This is a genomic window from Wolbachia endosymbiont (group B) of Sphaerophoria taeniata (assembly GCF_947179355.1).
Lineage (GTDB): Bacteria > Pseudomonadota > Alphaproteobacteria > Rickettsiales > Anaplasmataceae > Wolbachia.
Genome location: NZ_CAMXAW010000002.1, coordinates 120,817 through 137,690 on the forward strand (window position 1 = coordinate 120,817; position 16,874 = coordinate 137,690).

General features: G+C 34.7%; 12 protein-coding genes and 2 pseudogenes. 7 read left to right on the forward strand and 7 right to left on the reverse strand.

What is annotated here, in order from left to right:
- Nucleotides 1-186: 186 nt before the first annotated feature.
- Genes ONG75_RS01770 through ONG75_RS01780 form a run of 3 tightly spaced genes read right to left on the reverse strand, consistent with a single transcriptional unit; the run spans nucleotide 187 to nucleotide 3,591 of the window.
- Nucleotides 187-1,107 (reverse strand): tyrosine-type recombinase/integrase, encoded by a 921-nt coding sequence (locus ONG75_RS01770; RefSeq protein ID WP_010401376.1) that lies wholly within the window; start codon nucleotides 1,105-1,107, stop codon nucleotides 187-189.
- Between the two features lie 2 nt (nucleotides 1,108-1,109).
- Entirely contained in the window at nucleotides 1,110-2,489 is a 1,380-nt protein-coding gene (lpdA, locus tag ONG75_RS01775; RefSeq protein ID WP_010401379.1) for a dihydrolipoyl dehydrogenase, read from the reverse strand.
- Complete coding sequence (locus ONG75_RS01780) at nucleotides 2,482-3,591, reverse strand: PQQ-like beta-propeller repeat protein (protein ID WP_264375608.1); 1,110 nt, start codon at nucleotides 3,589-3,591, stop codon at nucleotides 2,482-2,484. Before ONG75_RS01780 ends, lpdA begins: the two co-directional genes overlap by 8 nt.
- Nucleotides 3,592-3,914: 323 nt before the next feature.
- Here ONG75_RS01780 and ONG75_RS01785 point away from each other — a divergent pair, with 323 nt between their 5' ends.
- Nucleotides 3,915-5,207: a cbb3-type cytochrome c oxidase subunit I gene (locus ONG75_RS01785; RefSeq protein ID WP_007302752.1), complete on the forward strand. Its 1,293-nt coding sequence runs from the start codon at nucleotides 3,915-3,917 to the stop codon at nucleotides 5,205-5,207.
- Between the two features lie 117 nt (nucleotides 5,208-5,324).
- Here ONG75_RS01785 and ONG75_RS01790 read toward each other — a convergent pair whose 3' ends face one another.
- On the reverse strand, nucleotides 5,325-6,062 hold the full coding sequence (locus tag ONG75_RS01790) for a hypothetical protein (RefSeq protein WP_264375609.1): 738 nt from the start codon (nucleotides 6,060-6,062) through the stop codon (nucleotides 5,325-5,327).
- 25 nt (nucleotides 6,063-6,087) lie between these two features.
- Nucleotides 6,088-6,505, reverse strand: a pseudogene (gene tnpA, locus ONG75_RS07870) (IS200/IS605 family transposase).
- A gap of 132 nt (nucleotides 6,506-6,637) precedes the next feature.
- Between tnpA and ONG75_RS01800 the strand changes: the two are divergent.
- Genes ONG75_RS01800 through ONG75_RS01810 form a run of 3 tightly spaced genes read left to right on the forward strand, consistent with a single transcriptional unit; the run spans nucleotide 6,638 to nucleotide 11,526 of the window.
- Nucleotides 6,638-9,202 (forward strand): valine--tRNA ligase, encoded by a 2,565-nt coding sequence (locus ONG75_RS01800; protein WP_264375611.1) that lies wholly within the window; start codon nucleotides 6,638-6,640, stop codon nucleotides 9,200-9,202.
- 41 nt (nucleotides 9,203-9,243) lie between these two features.
- Complete coding sequence (locus ONG75_RS01805; RefSeq protein WP_264375612.1) at nucleotides 9,244-11,340, forward strand: coiled-coil domain-containing protein; 2,097 nt, start codon at nucleotides 9,244-9,246, stop codon at nucleotides 11,338-11,340.
- Nucleotides 11,341-11,397: 57 nt separating this feature from the next.
- Complete coding sequence (locus ONG75_RS01810) at nucleotides 11,398-11,526, forward strand: hypothetical protein (protein ID WP_264375441.1); 129 nt, start codon at nucleotides 11,398-11,400, stop codon at nucleotides 11,524-11,526.
- Between the two features lie 123 nt (nucleotides 11,527-11,649).
- Here the strand turns inward: ONG75_RS01810 and ONG75_RS01815 are convergent, their stop codons facing one another.
- A complete protein-coding gene (locus ONG75_RS01815) occupies nucleotides 11,650-12,672 on the reverse strand; it encodes an IS110 family RNA-guided transposase (protein WP_264375440.1) in 1,023 nt (340 codons plus the stop codon).
- Nucleotides 12,673-12,870: 198 nt separating this feature from the next.
- On the opposite strand from ONG75_RS01815, the gene ONG75_RS07780 reads away from it, so the two are divergent.
- Together ONG75_RS07780 and ONG75_RS07785 are read left to right on the forward strand one after the other, a co-directional pair.
- Entirely contained in the window at nucleotides 12,871-13,338 is a 468-nt protein-coding gene (locus ONG75_RS07780) for a transposase (RefSeq protein WP_405197623.1), read from the forward strand.
- A 34-nt stretch (nucleotides 13,339-13,372) separates the two neighbouring features.
- Nucleotides 13,373-14,022, forward strand: a pseudogene (locus tag ONG75_RS07785) (IS256 family transposase).
- Nucleotides 14,023-14,154: 132 nt separating this feature from the next.
- Here the strand turns inward: ONG75_RS07785 and tnpC are convergent.
- Nucleotides 14,155-15,537, reverse strand: coding sequence for an IS66 family transposase (tnpC, locus tag ONG75_RS01825; protein ID WP_264375454.1), 1,383 nt, complete (start codon nucleotides 15,535-15,537; stop codon nucleotides 14,155-14,157).
- Nucleotides 15,538-15,694: 157 nt separating this feature from the next.
- On the opposite strand from tnpC, the gene ONG75_RS01830 reads away from it, so the two are divergent.
- Complete coding sequence (locus tag ONG75_RS01830) at nucleotides 15,695-16,855, forward strand: hypothetical protein (protein WP_264375832.1); 1,161 nt, start codon at nucleotides 15,695-15,697, stop codon at nucleotides 16,853-16,855.
- Nucleotides 16,856-16,874 lie beyond the last annotated feature (19 nt).

Here is a 16,874-nt window from a genome sequence, read left to right on the forward strand (position 1 = left end):
TGCTTGACTTGTTTCTTTACATAGCTTCTAATTTAAATTCTGCTGTCTATTCTCTTTCATTCATAACCTTTTGCAAAACGTTTTTGCTTTCTTCTCTGCTGGTCACTATTGCTTATATAAAGCAAGTACAGTACTGAATGATGTTGCAAGCACTCAGTTCGGCAATATTATCGATTTAAGACGAAGTTAAGATTTCGATTTTTTATTCAAACTCTTCTGAAAGTTTTTATACATATTGAAGACATCTTGATAATTTAGGTGAGTGTAAACTTGAGTAGTTTCAAGGCTTGAGTGGCCAAGCAGCTGTTGTATTGATCTTATGTCAATATCTTCCTGAAGCAAATGAGTAGCAAAACTATGGCGAAATGCATGTGGAGATAAAATTTCTGGTAAGTTTAAAAATCTTCTTATTTTTTGCAAACGATTAGCAACATAAGTTCTTCCCAATTTTTTTCCTCTTACCCCGACAAAAAGATGTCCCGCTTCGTCAAAGTGGGGACAAGCTTTTATATATTTTTGTATACACTTTTTTACTACTGGAAGAATAAATACCTGCCTTTGTTTATCTCCCTTACCTGTTACTATTAAACTTTCATTGCTAATATCACTAACCTTAAGATTCAGTGCTTCAGTGATTCTTAAGCCCGTACCATATAGCAGAACGACAATTGCAATTTCTCTTTTTACCACCCAAGGCTCGCCTAGATCAGGCAATTTCATTTCTTTCAATAGAGTTTCTATGTTAGATATTGAAAGTGCTTTAGGTAGAGTTCTTCTCTGAATTGGCCTTGATAAAGAAAATACCGCTTCATTATTTATTTCATAATTGTTTTTTATATATTTGAAAAAATTTCTGATTACTGACAATGCGCGAGTGTTAGATCTCGCATTTACACCTCTTGCATAACGAGAGGTAAACCAACTTCTCAGTTCAGGTATGCTTAATTTTTCTAAAGAGCCAACATTTACTTCTTCACCAATGTGAGTATTTAGGAAACTTATAAGATCTTTGAGGTCCCTCATGTATGACTCCAAAGTGTTTGGTGAGTAAGACCTGTTGTACTTTAGCCAATCATACCATTTTTCAATGATTGAACCGAGGTCCACAGTTACTTTTTAAAGAAAGCATCGATGCACGCATCCCTAAAGGCTTCATTTATATCAGGATGAGAGTGACAAATTCTGTATATATCCTCTGCTGCTGCACCATATGCCATTGCAACCGCTGCTTCATTGATTAGCGTATCAGCGTATGCTCCTATGATATGTACACCGAGTATTGTATCTGCTTTGCTACAAGTCAGAACTTTCACGAATCCCTCAGCATCGTCAGTGACTTTTGCTCTACCGTTTGCAGCAAATTGACATTTACCAACTTTATACTTTCGACCAGCACTTTTTAGTTCTTCTTCAGTTTTACCGATTGAAGAAACTGCAGGGTGGGTGTAAATGACTGACGGTATGATTTCATAATCAACGTGAGGCAATTGCCTTGCTAGTATCTCTGCAACTGCCACCCCTTCTTCCTCAGCTTTGTGAGCAAGCATTGCTCCACCAATCACATCACCAATAGCAAATATTCCTTTTACGTTGGTTTCATAACTATTGTTGACTTTAATAAAGCCACGACTGTCTTTTTCTATTTTTTCAAGACCCTCAGAGCATGGTTTGCGTCCTGCTGCCACCAATACCTTATCCGCCTCTATAGTATTTGTTTGATTATCTTTTACAGAGCAAACTTTCACACTCAAAGAGTTACTACTTTGTTTTATTCCCTCAACTTTAGTGCTAAGTAAAAATTTTATTCCTTGTTTTTGTAGACTAGAAAGTAGAGACTTACTTAATTCTCCATCCATTGCTGCAGCGATTCTGTCAAAAAATTCTACTACAGTGACTTCAGACCCTAGCCTCCTCCATACAGAAGACATTTCAAGCCCTATTGCCCCGGCTCCGATTACGACAAGTTTTTTTGGTACTTCAGTTAAAGACAATGCACCAGTTGATGAAATAATACTTTTCTCATCGATATTAATTCCTGGCAAAGAAATAACGTCAGAACCGGTTGCAATTACTATATTTTTTGTCTTCAGCACCTTACCTTCAACTGAAACTTCAAGGTTGCCTTGATCAAAAGAAGTAATTTTTCCAAGTCCATTGATCTTAGTAATTTTGTAAAGGTTAAACAGATATTCTATGCCTTTTCCAAGTTCCTGAACTCTAGCGTCTTTATAGCCTATCATTTCTCTCAAATCGAGACTTACATCCTTAACTTTTATGCCAAGTTTTGATAGATTATTTTTCGCGCTAGCATACTGATAAGAGGAATGGAGTAATGCTTTTGATGGTATACACCCAACTCGCAAACACGTGCCACCAAAAATGCTATTTTTGTCTATACAAGCAACTTTGAGTCCAAGTTTTGCAGCAGCAATAGCGCATTTGTAACCACCTGGACCACCACCTATAATAATCAAATCATAATCAGTCATAAAAAACAAACCTATTTTCTAAAGAATAAACACCATTTCCTTCAGTCGTTATATACATCTTACCATGGGTAAATACTGGAGCATGAAACACATTACCGGGTATTTTAATTACCCTTCCTGTACTTTCAGATCCAGGAAAAACAAATATTGAACCTTTATTACTTGTTACCCAAAGCGTATGGGCATACATAATTGGAACAAACAATTGCACATTCTCTATAAAATCAGATGTCCAAACTGTTTTTCCACTTTGTATGTCGATGCCAATTACCTTATTATCTTTAGTCACCATGAAAATTCTTCCGCCTTCTTTTTGTTTCTCTGCAGGAATAAGAGGGCTATAATATGACTCAATGTTTGATATACTTTTTACTTGTAGTGGCCTTGACCATAAAATATTTCCTGAGTTTACGTCAATGCTATAAATATAAGAGTTGCTCGTAGCTATTAAGATATTATCGTGTACTCTAGGCGTAGTAGTTACATCTGTAAGCTGTGTATCTAAAAGATTTGTAGCTAATTTTTGGCTCCATAGTTTTTTACCTTCTTCATTAAAAGCTATTAACTCACCATTTGAAAATGGTGCTATTATTTTATCATTAGAGATTGTTGGTGAGATGGAATATAAACCTCGAACCTCATTTATACCATTTTGATAAGCCCAAATAGGGCTGCCATCTTTTATATCAAATGCATGTAGATAGTTATCAATAGTCAATACTACCAACTTATTGTTTATTACTATTGCTTTCCCTCTTGCCGGAGCTCTTAATTCTTTTTCCCATTGAATCTCCCCTGTTTTTGCATCTATTGTGTGTAGAATGTTATCCACTACAAAGAAAACATTTTCTTTGTAGCTCGATAAACTCATATTACCAATTTTTTTCCTACTTGAGAGGTATAATTTCCAATTTATAACTCTTGGGTTATCGATATCAAAGGAATATAAGGTACCGTGCTTGTCTGGTAAAATAACGCTATTTTCTGTAAGTATTGGAGCTACATATCCTTGAGATAATTTTTTATCTACTAAACTTATTCGTTCGCTTGCCATTGTATAGTTACTATACAATAACATTATCATGACAATTATTATTTTCATTATTTAGTGAAAACAAGATTCATTAATATACATACTAGAAACGTAAATCACAACGAAAATGTTCTTAATTGTGGATCAAAAGCATTAACGTAATGTCATGCCATTATGTAAAGATTCTCTTACTGTAATAATTTTTATCAAGTATTGATTAAAACACATTTCGATAGCTCAGACTAACGCTGTCAGTAATATTACCATAATATGAAATGGAAATGTACGCAGCATTTTCACGATGAAAGATATTGTTGTAATGTCATTCATTTAAACTATGCATATCAATTTGAAAAATGTACATTGTCTTATGCTATAGTACCTAAAAATAAATGCTCAACATACAAAATAACGCTTCACTTTGCAGGCAATGGATATTCTTGGCAGTACTTGCTCTTGCTTGTTCTGGACTGCTGTCAATAATTGTTATTTTTCTACGATTGCCTTTTATTTCTTCTCTCATTCCTTCTGCACAATATATCTTTGATAATGCACTGGTGATACACGTAAATTTGTCAATTTTGGTATGGATGTGCTCTATAATATCTCTGCTCTTCATCATAAACTTAAAAAACACCAATCATTGGTTTAACTTCTCATGGATTCTCTCAATCCTTTCCATGCTGCTAATGTTTATATCTGCATTTGTTCCAAATACTGAAGTTATCAAAAGTAACTATATACCTGTATTACAAAACAAATTATTTTTACTTGGACTCAGTCTTTTCATTACCAGCATATTGATCAATACAGCTCTAGCCTACATATCAAATAAACAAGACTCATATCTTTCAATCGGACAAATTGGCCTGGTCATTATACTTGTGTCATCATTTCTTTGTGTTGTTTTAGCACATAAAAATATGCCTCCAGGTCTATATCACTCAGACAAGAATTTATTTTATGAATATCTCTTTTGGGGAGGCGGACATTTACTGCAGTTTGCCTTTGCTCAAGCAATGTTTTTAGTTTATTTGATCATACTGAATGCTCGCTATATTAGTCTAAATAAAATTACCATTTTACCACTATTTATAAACACAGTTTTGACCGTAGGTGCGCCGTTTATATACTTTATTTATTCGGCGGATAGTGCTGAATTGATACAGTTTTTTACCTGGCATATGAGAATTGCTGGAGCAGTTCTGCCGTGCTTTTTAACAATATTAGTATATTGCAACATAAAAACTCTGCTCAATGATAAGGGCAATTATCTTCTCCACTCGTTTGTATTGTTCATTTATGGAGGTGTGCTTGGAGTGCTAACTATTGAAGGAAATGTCACTATCCCTGCGCATTATCACGGTTCTGTGGTTGGTATTACTATAGCTTTTATGAATTTTGTCTACTGGCTGTTACCAAAATTGGGCTGTAAAGAAATAAAAAGCTCCATAGTAAGATTACAGATTTATGCATATAGCTTGGGACATTTTCTCCACATTACTGGACTTGTTTGGCTTGGTGGATATGGTGCATTAAGAAAAGTTGCAGATCTGCCAAGTATTTCATCAATGTTGGCACGTGCTTGTTTTATTACGGGTGGAGCTATATCAGTTATTGGTGGAATGTTATTCGTAATAATTGTGATTTTACATCTTCTTAAAGGCAAGGCTCGTACCAACTAACCCACAGAAACAAAACTAAAAATTTTAGTGTAAAATTACTATATTTACTTTGTACTATGGCTCAAACAACCTGCTTCAAATTTGGAAAGGCAGTGAAATGAAAAAAACTATATCAAGCTAGACTGAATTCTTATTTGCTACTCCTTGTGGTTCTTGTGTTCCATTTACTTGAGAGCTAGGTTTCATTATTAAACCACCAGCTAAGAATGCAGATACTGTTGCTATAACAACGATTAACCACATGTCCAATTTAGTTGTATGTTCAAGTGTAATATACACTACTAACCCAACAGCAAGACCAGTACTAGCAGTAGCGATGTATGTTGCTTTTTCTTTTAGTTGTTTATTTGCTTCATTTTTGACTTCTAATATTTTCTTTTCTTGCTGTGAATGCTGGATTTGAGTATTTAGTTTATTTTTTTCAGCTTTTAATTCTATATTTTCGTTCTGAGCTGTCTTCCTTGCATATTCTAAGGATCTATTTAACCGTTCAGCTCTATCCTTTTTAGTTTGTAAGTCTTTATTTTCCGCCTTTAGTTGCTCAAGCTTACCTATTTTTTGTTTCAGTTCATTCGACATTTCACTTTTTAGTCCATTTTTTATTTTGCTTTTTAATATAGCTATTGCCTCTTTCGGGCTTTTTTTAACTTCTAGTTCCAACACGTCCTCAAGCAATTCTGCTAGTTTTATTTTTTCGTTGGAGGGCAGATAGTATGGATCATATAGAGCATTAACAAGATCTTGTAAATCAGAAAATTTAAAATCAGGCATAATAAACCTCAATACTAAAAATTTATCGTGTAATACATAAAAAACTAAAATCAAGAAATTTTGTATTATAAACTCAACAACCATCACCTACAAGGTGAAGGGTTAAATTTTAATCAATTTGAAATTGATCATTGTCATGAAGTGGCTCGCCTTCCTGGATAGATATGTACTCTTGTATAACCTCGTCTGTCAGAACTTACGGCTCAATATCCACGTGCCCAAAGGTGCCTGCCCCAAAATTGCTTACTTAGACTTGCAAAATCTTGCATCAGCAACCTTGAACTTGTTCCTTTCAAAAGTTGTACAATTTTACTAACACTTTGCTGTGGTTTATATGATATAAACATATGAATATGATCTACTGCAACTTTGCCTGAGATAATTTGGATCTCATTTTCCATAGTAACCTGCCTTAGCAGCTCCCTAACTCTAACAGCAATTTGGCCTATTAGCACCCTTTTGCGATATCATACCAAGTGTACTTTCATATCGTACTTAGAGTGTGCATTATACCCATAACGTCGCATACGCGACTATTGTAACTTGTCCTTCGCCTCAAAGCGAGACAATCCCCGAAGGGGGACACTAAAATGTCAGACATTAAAATTGCTGTATTTGCTCAATTGTGCTAACTTAAAGCTTAAAACTGAAAAATATTTATGTTAGAAGAAAAGTACAGCTTTAGAGAAATTGAAAATAAATACAACATATTATGGGAAGGAAGTAAAGTTTATAAATGGAATGGTGAAGAGAATAACACTTTTACTATAGACACTCCTCCACCAACTATATCAGGAAAGTTGCACATCGGTCACATATTTAGCTATTGCCATACGGATTTTATTGCAAGGTTCCAACGTATGCTGGGGAAAGATGTGTTTTATCCAATTGGTTTTGATGATAATGGCCTTCCGACTGAAAGGTTAGTTGAGCAAACCTATAAAGTTAGTGCAAAAGAAGTTGGCAGAGAAAAATTTATAGAGATGTGCCATGAAGTTATTGAGAAGTCAAAGCAAGAATTCAAGGAGTTATTTAAATCGGTCGGCATTAGTTATGATTGGAGTTTGGAATATCACACGATCAGCAAGGAAGCTGTGGCACTTTCTCAAACGTCGTTTGTTGATCTATATAACAAAGGGTATATATATAGGAAAATGCAACCTATTCTTTGGGACCCAGTTGATAAAACCGCAATTGCGCAAGCGGAAATAGAGGATAAAGTCTTTGAGTCATCTTTGAACACGATAGTTTTTTCCACTGAAAAAAATGAGCAGATTCATATTGCAACTACGCGACCTGAGTTACTTCCTGCATGTGTTGCAGTTTTTTGTCATCCAGAAGATGCACGATATGCCCATCTGATTGGAAAAATAGCCGTAGTGCCAATTACAGAGGCAAAAGTTCCAATAATAGCTGATGATAAGGTCAAAATAGATAAAGGCACTGGGCTTGTTATGTGCTGTACATTCGGTGATGAGCTCGACATATATTGGCAGCAAAAGCATAATCTGCCGGTGACAATTATAATTGATCAGGATGGAAGGATAAACTTGCATGCAGTGTGTGATCAAAAATGGATCCCAGTGTCACGCACTGGGATGACAGGGGAGAAAGATGCCCAGTATCAAGCTACTCAGGTGACAGAGGAGACACATGCCGGTGTCATCCGAGTAGCTGACACTGGGATCCATGGACTAAAAGTTAAAGAAGCAAGAAAGAGGATCATTGAAATCCTCAGTGGAAAAGGACTTTTAATAGAAAGCACTAGCATTTCTCATTCTGTTAAATGTGCTGAAAGATCTGGTGCGCCGCTTGAAATATTACCTACTTATCAATGGTTTGTCAAGACTTTAGAGCAAAAAACTCAAGTATTAGATAAAGTGAGTAAATGTAATTGGCATCCAGAATCTATGCGTAAACGTATGGAGGTGTGGATAGAAGGGCTAAGTTGGGATTGGTGCATCTCAAGACAGCGTTATTTTGGTGTACCATTTCCAGTTTGGTATTCAAAACGTAAGGGAGAAGAAGGCAAAATCATTCTAGCTGAAGTAAAGGATTTACCTGTAGATCCACTCAAAGATTTGCCGAAAGGGTATATTAAAGAAGAAGTTACTCCAGATCAAGATGTGATGGATACTTGGGCAACAAGTGCGATCACTCCTCAATTAAGTGCACTGGCAGTAAACAGTGAGCTCGGTTTACCAAGCCATCGGTATGATAAGATATTTCCTGCAGATCTGCGCAGCCAAAGCCATGAGATAATAAGAACTTGGGCTTTTTATACGATTTTGAAGGCACATTATCATGCAGATTCACTGCCGTGGACAAATATCATGATTAGTGGTTGGTGTTTGGCTGATGATAAAAAAAAGATGAGTAAATCAAAAGGTAATATCATCACTCCTCATGTAATGCTTGAAACCTATGGAGCTGACGTAGTACGCTATTGGGCAGCAAACTCAAGACTTGGAGTTGACACAGTCTACTCTGAAAATATCTTCAAAATTGGCAAACGACTTGTTACGAAACTTTGGAATGCTAGCAAATTTGTTTCCATGTTTATGGAAAAACATCAAGCATTGAGCATAAATTCCATCAGTGAGACGATGGATAAGTGGATATTGTCCAAATTATATAAAGTGATAGAAAAAACGACGAACAACCTATTACAGTTTGAATACTGCGAAGCTTTGAGCGCAATAGAAGAATTTTTTTGGAAAGATTTTTGTGATAATTACTTAGAGTTAGTTAAAAAACGTGCATATGGAGATGCATTGGACAGCGAGGCAAACATGAGTGCGAAACAGAGTTTGGCATATGTACTCAATATTATTTTGCGGTTATTTGCACCATTTTTGCCATACATTACAGAGGAAATATATCATCAGTTGTATAGTTATAACTCCGTTCACAATAAAAGTAATTGGCCTAACAAGGAAGAACTTACCTATGATAAGTATTCTGAGGAAATGGGAGATAATTTCGTGCAGATATTAAACCTTGTGAGAAAAATAAAAGCAGATAATAACGTATCAGTTAAGCATCTTATACAAAAGTTGATGATAAAAGCGAGTGTAAAAGAGGATGAGTTAAATTATTCTGCTCAGCATGATTTGCAGTCAGTTTGCAATGCTGAAGTGATAGAATGGGTTGAGAGTACAGAAGCAGAGCTTATAACTGAGAATGGAAAATTTACTGTAAGTTTATTGATTGATGTAACTTAGCATTCGTATTACTATACTAATTATTTAGTTGTGAGGTAATAATGATTGGTAATTCATATAATAATAAAATTGAAGAGCAAAAAGATGATTATCATGACTTCATTCAAAGGTTTTTGTTTTTGCTCGGTAAGATAAAAGAAAAGAATAAATCAATTCACACTGCTGTAGCTAGTTTTCACATATTATCTTTTTTAATAAAATACAATGCCAATTTTAATGAAGATGAAGTGTATAAAGCCGTTATCCAAGATTTCAATAATGTAAAGGAGGAGAGACTAGAGCTTCAAGATAAGGCTAAAAAAGTATTGAATGGGTATATTGAAAGTGGTGTTGAAACAGTGTCAATATATGGTAGTTGTGCAGAAGTTAAATTGGGAGCTAATAAAAACAAATTCAAAGTCAGTGAGTTTTTGAATAGTAATTTCTGTCAAGATAATGGAATTTCAGGATTTTCAACTCTGCATAGCAATGGAAAAAATGGAATGCACGGTTTTGTTTCTGAAGAAGGAATAAGGCACTATGTTGTAACTGATGGTGCATACGAAATGACTCTGAATTGGTGTGATGAGGACGGAAAAAAGTGCACTATTATAATTAATATTGATGCTAATGGTATAGAACTTATCGAGCGTAATCGTGTTACTGATGATCAATTGAAAGCAAATAAAGATGTAAAAATAGGTAACTTATTCTTGTATCAAATAAAATTTAGAAATAAGGAGAAAGGCAATCATAAATCATCTGAGATTGTGATAGAAAATAGTAATAGAAATATTAACATTCAAACAACTCAAGAAATTGAGCTTGGCAGCAAAGAAGCTCAAATAGGCAGTACTAAAATGCAAGACAAAATTGCACAAGTTGTAGATGACAGCTTAAACGAAAGAATTAATAAATTGGAAAAAGAAAATACAAGATTAACTGGAAATAATCAAACTATATTAGAACAATTACAGCAAAAAATGAGAGAGGTGGAGGAATTAAATGGAAAGGTAAGGGAAAAAGATGAAGTTTTGGCTGAAGTAACACAAAAACTCAAGCAGCTAAGTGATTCGGTAGAGAGTGAATTTGAAAGGAGAAAAGTAGAGAAGGAAAAGTTAGAGGAGAAGTTAAGGAAAGCGCAAAAAGAGATACAAAAGTTAAGTAAAGAAAAAGCTGAATTAGTGCAAGAAAAGCAAGATTTAAAAGAATTTGCTAAAGGTCTAGATGTTGAAGTACAAAGACTAAAGGATCAAATAAGGCAATTAGAGTACAGTGTGGCTGTAGCAGTGAATGAAAATAAAAGATTAAAACAAAAATTGAATGATACTCAAAAAGAGTTGGATGGTAAGTATGGTGAAATCCAGAGATTAGAAAGTCAATCACACGAATTAGAAAGTCAAAAAATAACAGAATTGGAAATATACTTAGAAGAGAAAAAGAAAAAAATAGCAGAGTTAGAGGTGCTGTTGGAAGAAGAAAAGGGGGAAGTTTTTAGTTTAGAATCTAGATTATGTAATTCAGAAGAAGAAAAAAGACGATTACAAGAAAAGTTAAATGAAAAAACTCAAGAAGAGATTAATCTAGAAGAACTATGTAAGAAATTGGAAGAGAAAGAAGCTGAGTATCTCAATAGGATCAAAGAATTAGAAAGAAATCTTGATCAAGGAAGAAAAGAATTTGAAAAATTGCGAAGTGATCTAGAAGAAGAAGATCAAAATTGTTCTGAAGAGTACGAAAAGTTACTATCTGAGAAAATTACTATGAAAAGGGGAATTTCACGTTTAGATGATCAATCTTCATTATCTCATCAAAATTATGTCAGCTTTGTAAAGGATTGTACGGGTTTGATAACAGAGATGGTAAGTTTGTTTCAAGAGAGTATAGGAGAAAAAGACAATGTGACTATGCCAAGGAGTACTATGCTAGAGATTTGCGGAAGATTTGATGAATTGATTAAGCATTGTGTAGAAAGTGATCAAGAAATACAAAAGATGCTTGAAGAAGTATTTGAACAAATTAATGATAGCCCTGCTTCTTCAAATATGAGTAATGGGGATTTATCAGCACTACCAAATAAAGAGCTGGATGAAACTTCATATTCAGAAGATTTTGGATATTCTAGTAGATGTTCTACTCCTGTCGGGAGTGTTAAATAAACTGTGTCAAACCGAAAAAAAAGTAATAAATTGATATAAAAAAATGGAGGTTTGACAATGAGTCAGAAAGTAGTAAACAGAACTACCGGTTTGGTAGATTATAAAGAATTAGAAACAAATATCCTGTCGTCTATACGAGAAGGAAGATACCGTCTTGTCAGTCAACAAGAAAATTATAGAAATTGAATCTTAAGCTGTATTACGAAATCAAAAAATACTTTCTATCAACATATACACTAACCAACTACATTAAATAAATTTGTGTAAAATGCTATTTTACATAAGATAGAAAGTACGCATTTTTTGATTTTAAAGTACTAAATTCTCCTCCAACCGCTTTGCCCTGTAATTCTTGATATGGTCAGGATTAAAAGCACTTTTGGATTTTAGAACACCGAAAATGATATGGAGTAGCTTACGCATTGCAGCACCAACGATAGCCATATTATGCTTACCCTTTTCCTTTAATCTCTGGCAAAAACTAATAATGATAGGATTGTGATTCTTAGCTACTATAGCAGGAAAGAAAAGTGCTTTACGTAATGTTTGTGAACCGGATTTACTTAATCTGGGTTTGGCATATACAGAGGAACCTGACGTCATATTTCGTGGTATAACTCCTGTATATGCTGCCAATTGCCTGGCATCTCTAAAAACCTCTATGTCAGGAACTTCAGCTAAAATAGCTATTGCTGATTCTTCTCCTATTCCTGGAATAGTCAATAGAAGTTGAAAATTTTCCAACAATTCTTTATGTTGATTTAATAGTTCACGTACGGAGTTTTTTATTGTTTCTATTTTTTGAGCTATATTCATTGCAAGGTCTTCCCAAGCACTTGCAACTTCTTTAAGCAGTCTCTCTTTTTTTTCTAAGTGGTTATTTACTAATGTTAACTCATCTTTTAACGCAACTGAGCAACGATAAAGATGTTTTAATTTTTTCATTTCAGGAGAAGGTGGTGTCCAACTAGAAGGTTCCTGTCTTTGGCAATAATCAGCAATAACTTCTGCATCGGTCTGATCATTCTTTTGTCGTATCAGCTTACTCCTTGCATAAGATTTTATGCAATAAGGATTTACAACACTAACAGAATGTCCAGCGTTGTGCAGAAACTCAGCCAAAGCTTCGCTATAACAACCAGTAGCCTCCATGCAGGCTTTTACTTCTTCTACATTATGTTTTTGTAGAAAGCTAAGTAAACCTTGAAACCCAGAATCCTCGTTTTTAAAACTCCTTTTTCTAGTTTCACATCTTCCTTTTTTGCTTATGAACGAGAGAAAAACATCAAAGCGATCTTTCGATACATCTATACCTAAAAAGTTGTTGATCATATATAACCCCATGCGTTACCATTAAAAATGAAAAGTAAGGCTAGTCTTGTGAATACAGAATTAGAACCATTTAGGTTTTTCTACGATACCGTCCAGCCTGTACTCTTGAGAAGAGAACTCTTATCTACCTTACAGATTTTATATCTAAGACCACTGACAGAGTTCTTCTCTTCTCCATCTAATGCTTAAGCTTAAAACATTAGATGCTTTTTACAAGATACAAGACCGTTGACAGGAAGAGATGGAGCATTAACACCGTTTATAAAAAAGTTGCTGGAGGTAAGCCTGGAAGGTGAAATAGAAAACCACTTGTCGGCTGAAAGCGAAGAGAATAATCGAAGAAATGGGAGGAATGCAAAGACTTTACGTACAAGCGCAGGGTCATTTGAGCTTTTGACGCCAAGAGATAGGGAAGGAAGTTTCGAACCACAAATAGTCAAAAAAAGGCAAACAAACTTACATCCAGAGCTTGAAACGAAGATTTTGAGCACATTTGCCAGTGGTATGGGCTATAGAGATATAGTGTCACATGTTGAGGAAATTTATGATCACAAAATATCGGCGGCAGAGATATCAAGTATTACTGACAAATTGCTACCAGTAATCAACGAATGGCGTAGTCGCCCGCTGCAGTCTGTATATCCGATAGTTTTCATGGTTTTTTAAAGTCAAAGAGGACGGGCATTGCGTAAGTAAATGCATGTATAATATATTAGGCATAGATCAAAATGGCAAAAAAGAAGTATTAGGTTTTTATTTGGCTGAAAGTGAAGTTCTGGTTGGGAGTGCTAAATGACCTCAAAGAAAGAGGAGTAGAAGATATCCTTATTGCCTGCGTTGATGGGCTGAAAAGCTTTCCTGCAGCTATAAACAGTGTCTTTCCTAATGCGGAAGTGCAGATGTGTATAGTGCATCAGATACGCAACTCACTGAAGTATGTGGCCAGTAAAGATGCGAAGAGTTTTTTGAGCGATTTAAAGAAGGTATATCAAGCTTCAAGCAAGGAAATTGCCGAGAATTATCTGTTGGAATTGGATGAAAAATGGGGCACAAAGTATCCTATGGTTTTGGCAGAATAATTGGGAAAACTTGTCTGGTTATTTTAAGTATTCTGGTCCAGTTAGGAGGATAATCTACACCACCAATCCCATAGAGGGGCTACATAGGCAAATTAGGAAATTCACTAAGACCAAAGGCTCATTTACCAGCATAAATGCCTTGTATAAGCAGGTATATTGTGCTATAAAGAAGGCAGAGGAAAAGTGGACGATGCCTGTACATGATTGGGCTTTAACTATCTCTCAACTTGATGTTTTCTTTCCTGGCAGATTGAAAATTGAGTTGAACTAAAAATGCGGTTTGACACAGTTTATTTAACACTCCCCTCCTGTCTGATGCCACCTTGCATTTTGAGTTTAGTTAGAATATCAACTAAAGTTTATCACTGGTACAATTGTGATAGTATCCGTTCAGGAGAGTGGTTTAAGAAACAATAGATAAGAGGTTTTGGAAAGGATTGAGACCCCTTTGTTTCCATGTTAAGTATAACGAAATTATCCGTTCAAGGAATGCATTTCCCCGCTTTGATTGTGTAAAATACGAATTTTTGCGGTAAACGACATAATGCCGTATCTGCTGTTCAGCATGGTTGTTTGTCAGCGGAATGTTTTTTGGGTCATCTAAAAAATTCCACATCATTCTTTCAGATTTCAAAATATTTTTCGCAACTCGAGAGGCTCCAATTGCTTCAGGTAAGTAGGATATTTCCTTCAAGTAATACCTTGTACGTTTTCGCAACTTTCTGGCACGTCTGGCAAATCTAAAAACATCTATCTCATTTTTTAGCAAAGCCTTTTTTAGTGCAAATAATTCAGTAGCTACATTTCTTAAGTAACAGCCAAGAACTTTGACTTCAATATTCCAACTATGCGCTAATCTTTCAAAATCCCTTGCTAAGTGTGCCCAGCAGATTTGCCTTTTTTCATCAGCAAAGTAATTGTATACTGCGTACCTGTCGGTTACCACTAAGCTATTATGATTGCAGCATGCGTTATTTTTTAAAACTTTCATTCCTCTTGACTCTGTCAACTTCACAAAACTTGCCGTATTGCTTGCAAACATCCAACACCAAGCGAGTTTACCTTTGTTATAATGGCTCGTTTCATCAATATGTAGAACTTTACTCCTACTTATCTCTTGTTCGATCTGCTCATACATTTTTTTGCATTTTGAAGCAACTCTATGTTCACTATTTGATATGCTAACGACGCTTATGTTCAAATTGAAGATATCATTTACGACACTCGCTATTTCGCGTTTTGAATTTTTGTAGAATCCGCTGAACGCTGCAATTATTGACTTAACCCTTGGACCAAATGTATCTGACGTAACACCTTCTGGTAACTTACTGCTTCTTCTTTTTCCGCATCTCCGGCAACGACCATGCTCCATCTGATATTCCACTACATAAGGCCTAATTTCCGGAAGATCAACTTTTTGATGAATGTACGGTCCATTGCATATTGCAATCCCTCCTCCGCATTCACAAGTAGATGACAACTTTACTTTTATCACCTCATCTGCATCCATTTTGGCGCGAAAACTTCCTTTATGACCAACCTGACCACCAACGTTTCTGTCGCTCTTTGGCTTGTCCTTTTTTATTTTGTACAACTCTCTAGAGCTTGGTAGAGATGAATTTTTCGAGTTTAAACCAAGCCTTTCCTTTAATTCAGCGTTCTCTATCTTTAAAGCCTTGTTCTCTGCTTTTAAACTTTCATTCTCCCTTTCCAGCTTTTCTATTTTTGCTTCTAACTTTTCTATTTTTTGCTGTAAATTTTTGCAAAGCTCTAAAAGGTTTACCACATTACCTCACTTTTGCTCTATGATTATCTTTTTAGATCACCTTGTCTACCTTATTCTGCCACTCCGCTGAACGGATACTTGTGATAAGTGTTCTCCTCTACAGGTAAGATAATTTTAATCAATATATACAAGACTGCTGAAGTTTTGTATATGGGTGATGAGCAATTTACTTAATAAATATAATACATTTTATTTTATAGCTAGTTCTCTGGCTACTCTTACATTACTTACATCTTTAGCGCTTATTAATGTACCTAGTTCTTTAATTCTCGCTTTAGCTGTATTATCTGTTTTGGCTTTTATGATTTTGTATAAAATAATTATTGACACTAGGAAAGTGGGAAAGGAATTTGCTCACAAAGAGCGTGAGTTGACTCAAGAAAAGCACAATTTATACGAGGAAGGAAGAAAATTTTGTCAAAAAATAGAAGCTGAGAGGAAATATTTTCTTAAAGAAAAAAAATCTTTGGAGGAGAAATTAGAAGCAAAAATGATCCATATAATTGGAATAACAGAAGAATTAGAAAAAGTAACGAAGGAGAAAGATGAGCTTGCTGCACAAGAAAAAGAACTACTCCATAAAATCTCATATTTGTGTAAACAGTTACAGGAAAAAGAAGCTAATCTAACTGAGAGGAAAAAACTTATAATCGAATTGAAAAGAAAAATAGACAATGATAAATATGAAGAATTATATAAGGAAGTAGAGAAATTATCTAAAGAAAAAGAGGAGTTATCTAAGGAAATAGACAAATTACGTAAAGAGAAACATATACTATATATGAAAAAAGAAGAATTACATAAAAGACAAGAAGAACTTTGTGTGGAATTAGATGAATTACAATGTAAATTTAAAGAAATTGATCAGAAAAATAAAAACTTATCTCAAGAATTAAAAAGGAAATTTGAAGAGCTAGATAAAACAGATGGTTTAATTAAAAATCAATCTTTGGAGTTAGACAGAATAAGACAAGATTGTAATAACGAAGTGAAAAATTTAAGAAATTCACTTTTAGAGCGAGACAGTCAAATAAAACAACTTCAATATGTGATAGATAAGATAGAAGAATCGATAAGAGAAAATGAAACAATTAAAGATTATAGCAAAAAAATAATATTAGGGGAGACTCAGAAAATAAAATTTATATTAGGGCAACTTGTTCAATTCACGCCAGGTGAAGATTATAGACCATTAGAAGAAGCTTCAATGGGAGATCTTGGATATGAATCACTACCTGCAACCCCAACCAAATCGCCAAATTCACTATTAACAGAATCTTATGAACTTAATCAGAGTGAAGGTATTTACAAAACATAATAACTAGCTTTATTATAAA

Excerpts from the sequence above, each read along its gene's own strand:
- lpdA (WP_010401379.1), bottom strand. The coding sequence starts at position 2,489 with ATGACTGATTATGATTTGATTATTATAGGTGGTGGTCCAGGTGGTTAC.
- ONG75_RS01790 (WP_264375609.1), bottom strand. The coding sequence starts at position 6,062 with ATGGTTGTTGAGTTTATAATACAAAATTTCTTGATTTTAGTTTTTTAT.
- ONG75_RS01805 (WP_264375612.1), top strand. The coding sequence starts at position 9,244 with ATGATTGGTAATTCATATAATAATAAAATTGAAGAGCAAAAAGATGAT.
- ONG75_RS01810 (WP_264375441.1), top strand. The coding sequence starts at position 11,398 with ATGAGTCAGAAAGTAGTAAACAGAACTACCGGTTTGGTAGATTATAAA.
- ONG75_RS01815 (WP_264375440.1), bottom strand. The coding sequence starts at position 12,672 with ATGATCAACAACTTTTTAGGTATAGATGTATCGAAAGATCGCTTTGAT.
- ONG75_RS01785 (WP_007302752.1), top strand. The coding sequence starts at position 3,915 with ATGCTCAACATACAAAATAACGCTTCACTTTGCAGGCAATGGATATTC.
- ONG75_RS01780 (WP_264375608.1), bottom strand. The coding sequence starts at position 3,591 with ATGAAAATAATAATTGTCATGATAATGTTATTGTATAGTAACTATACA.
- ONG75_RS01800 (WP_264375611.1), top strand. The coding sequence starts at position 6,638 with ATGTTAGAAGAAAAGTACAGCTTTAGAGAAATTGAAAATAAATACAAC.
- ONG75_RS01830 (WP_264375832.1), top strand. The coding sequence starts at position 15,695 with ATGAGCAATTTACTTAATAAATATAATACATTTTATTTTATAGCTAGT.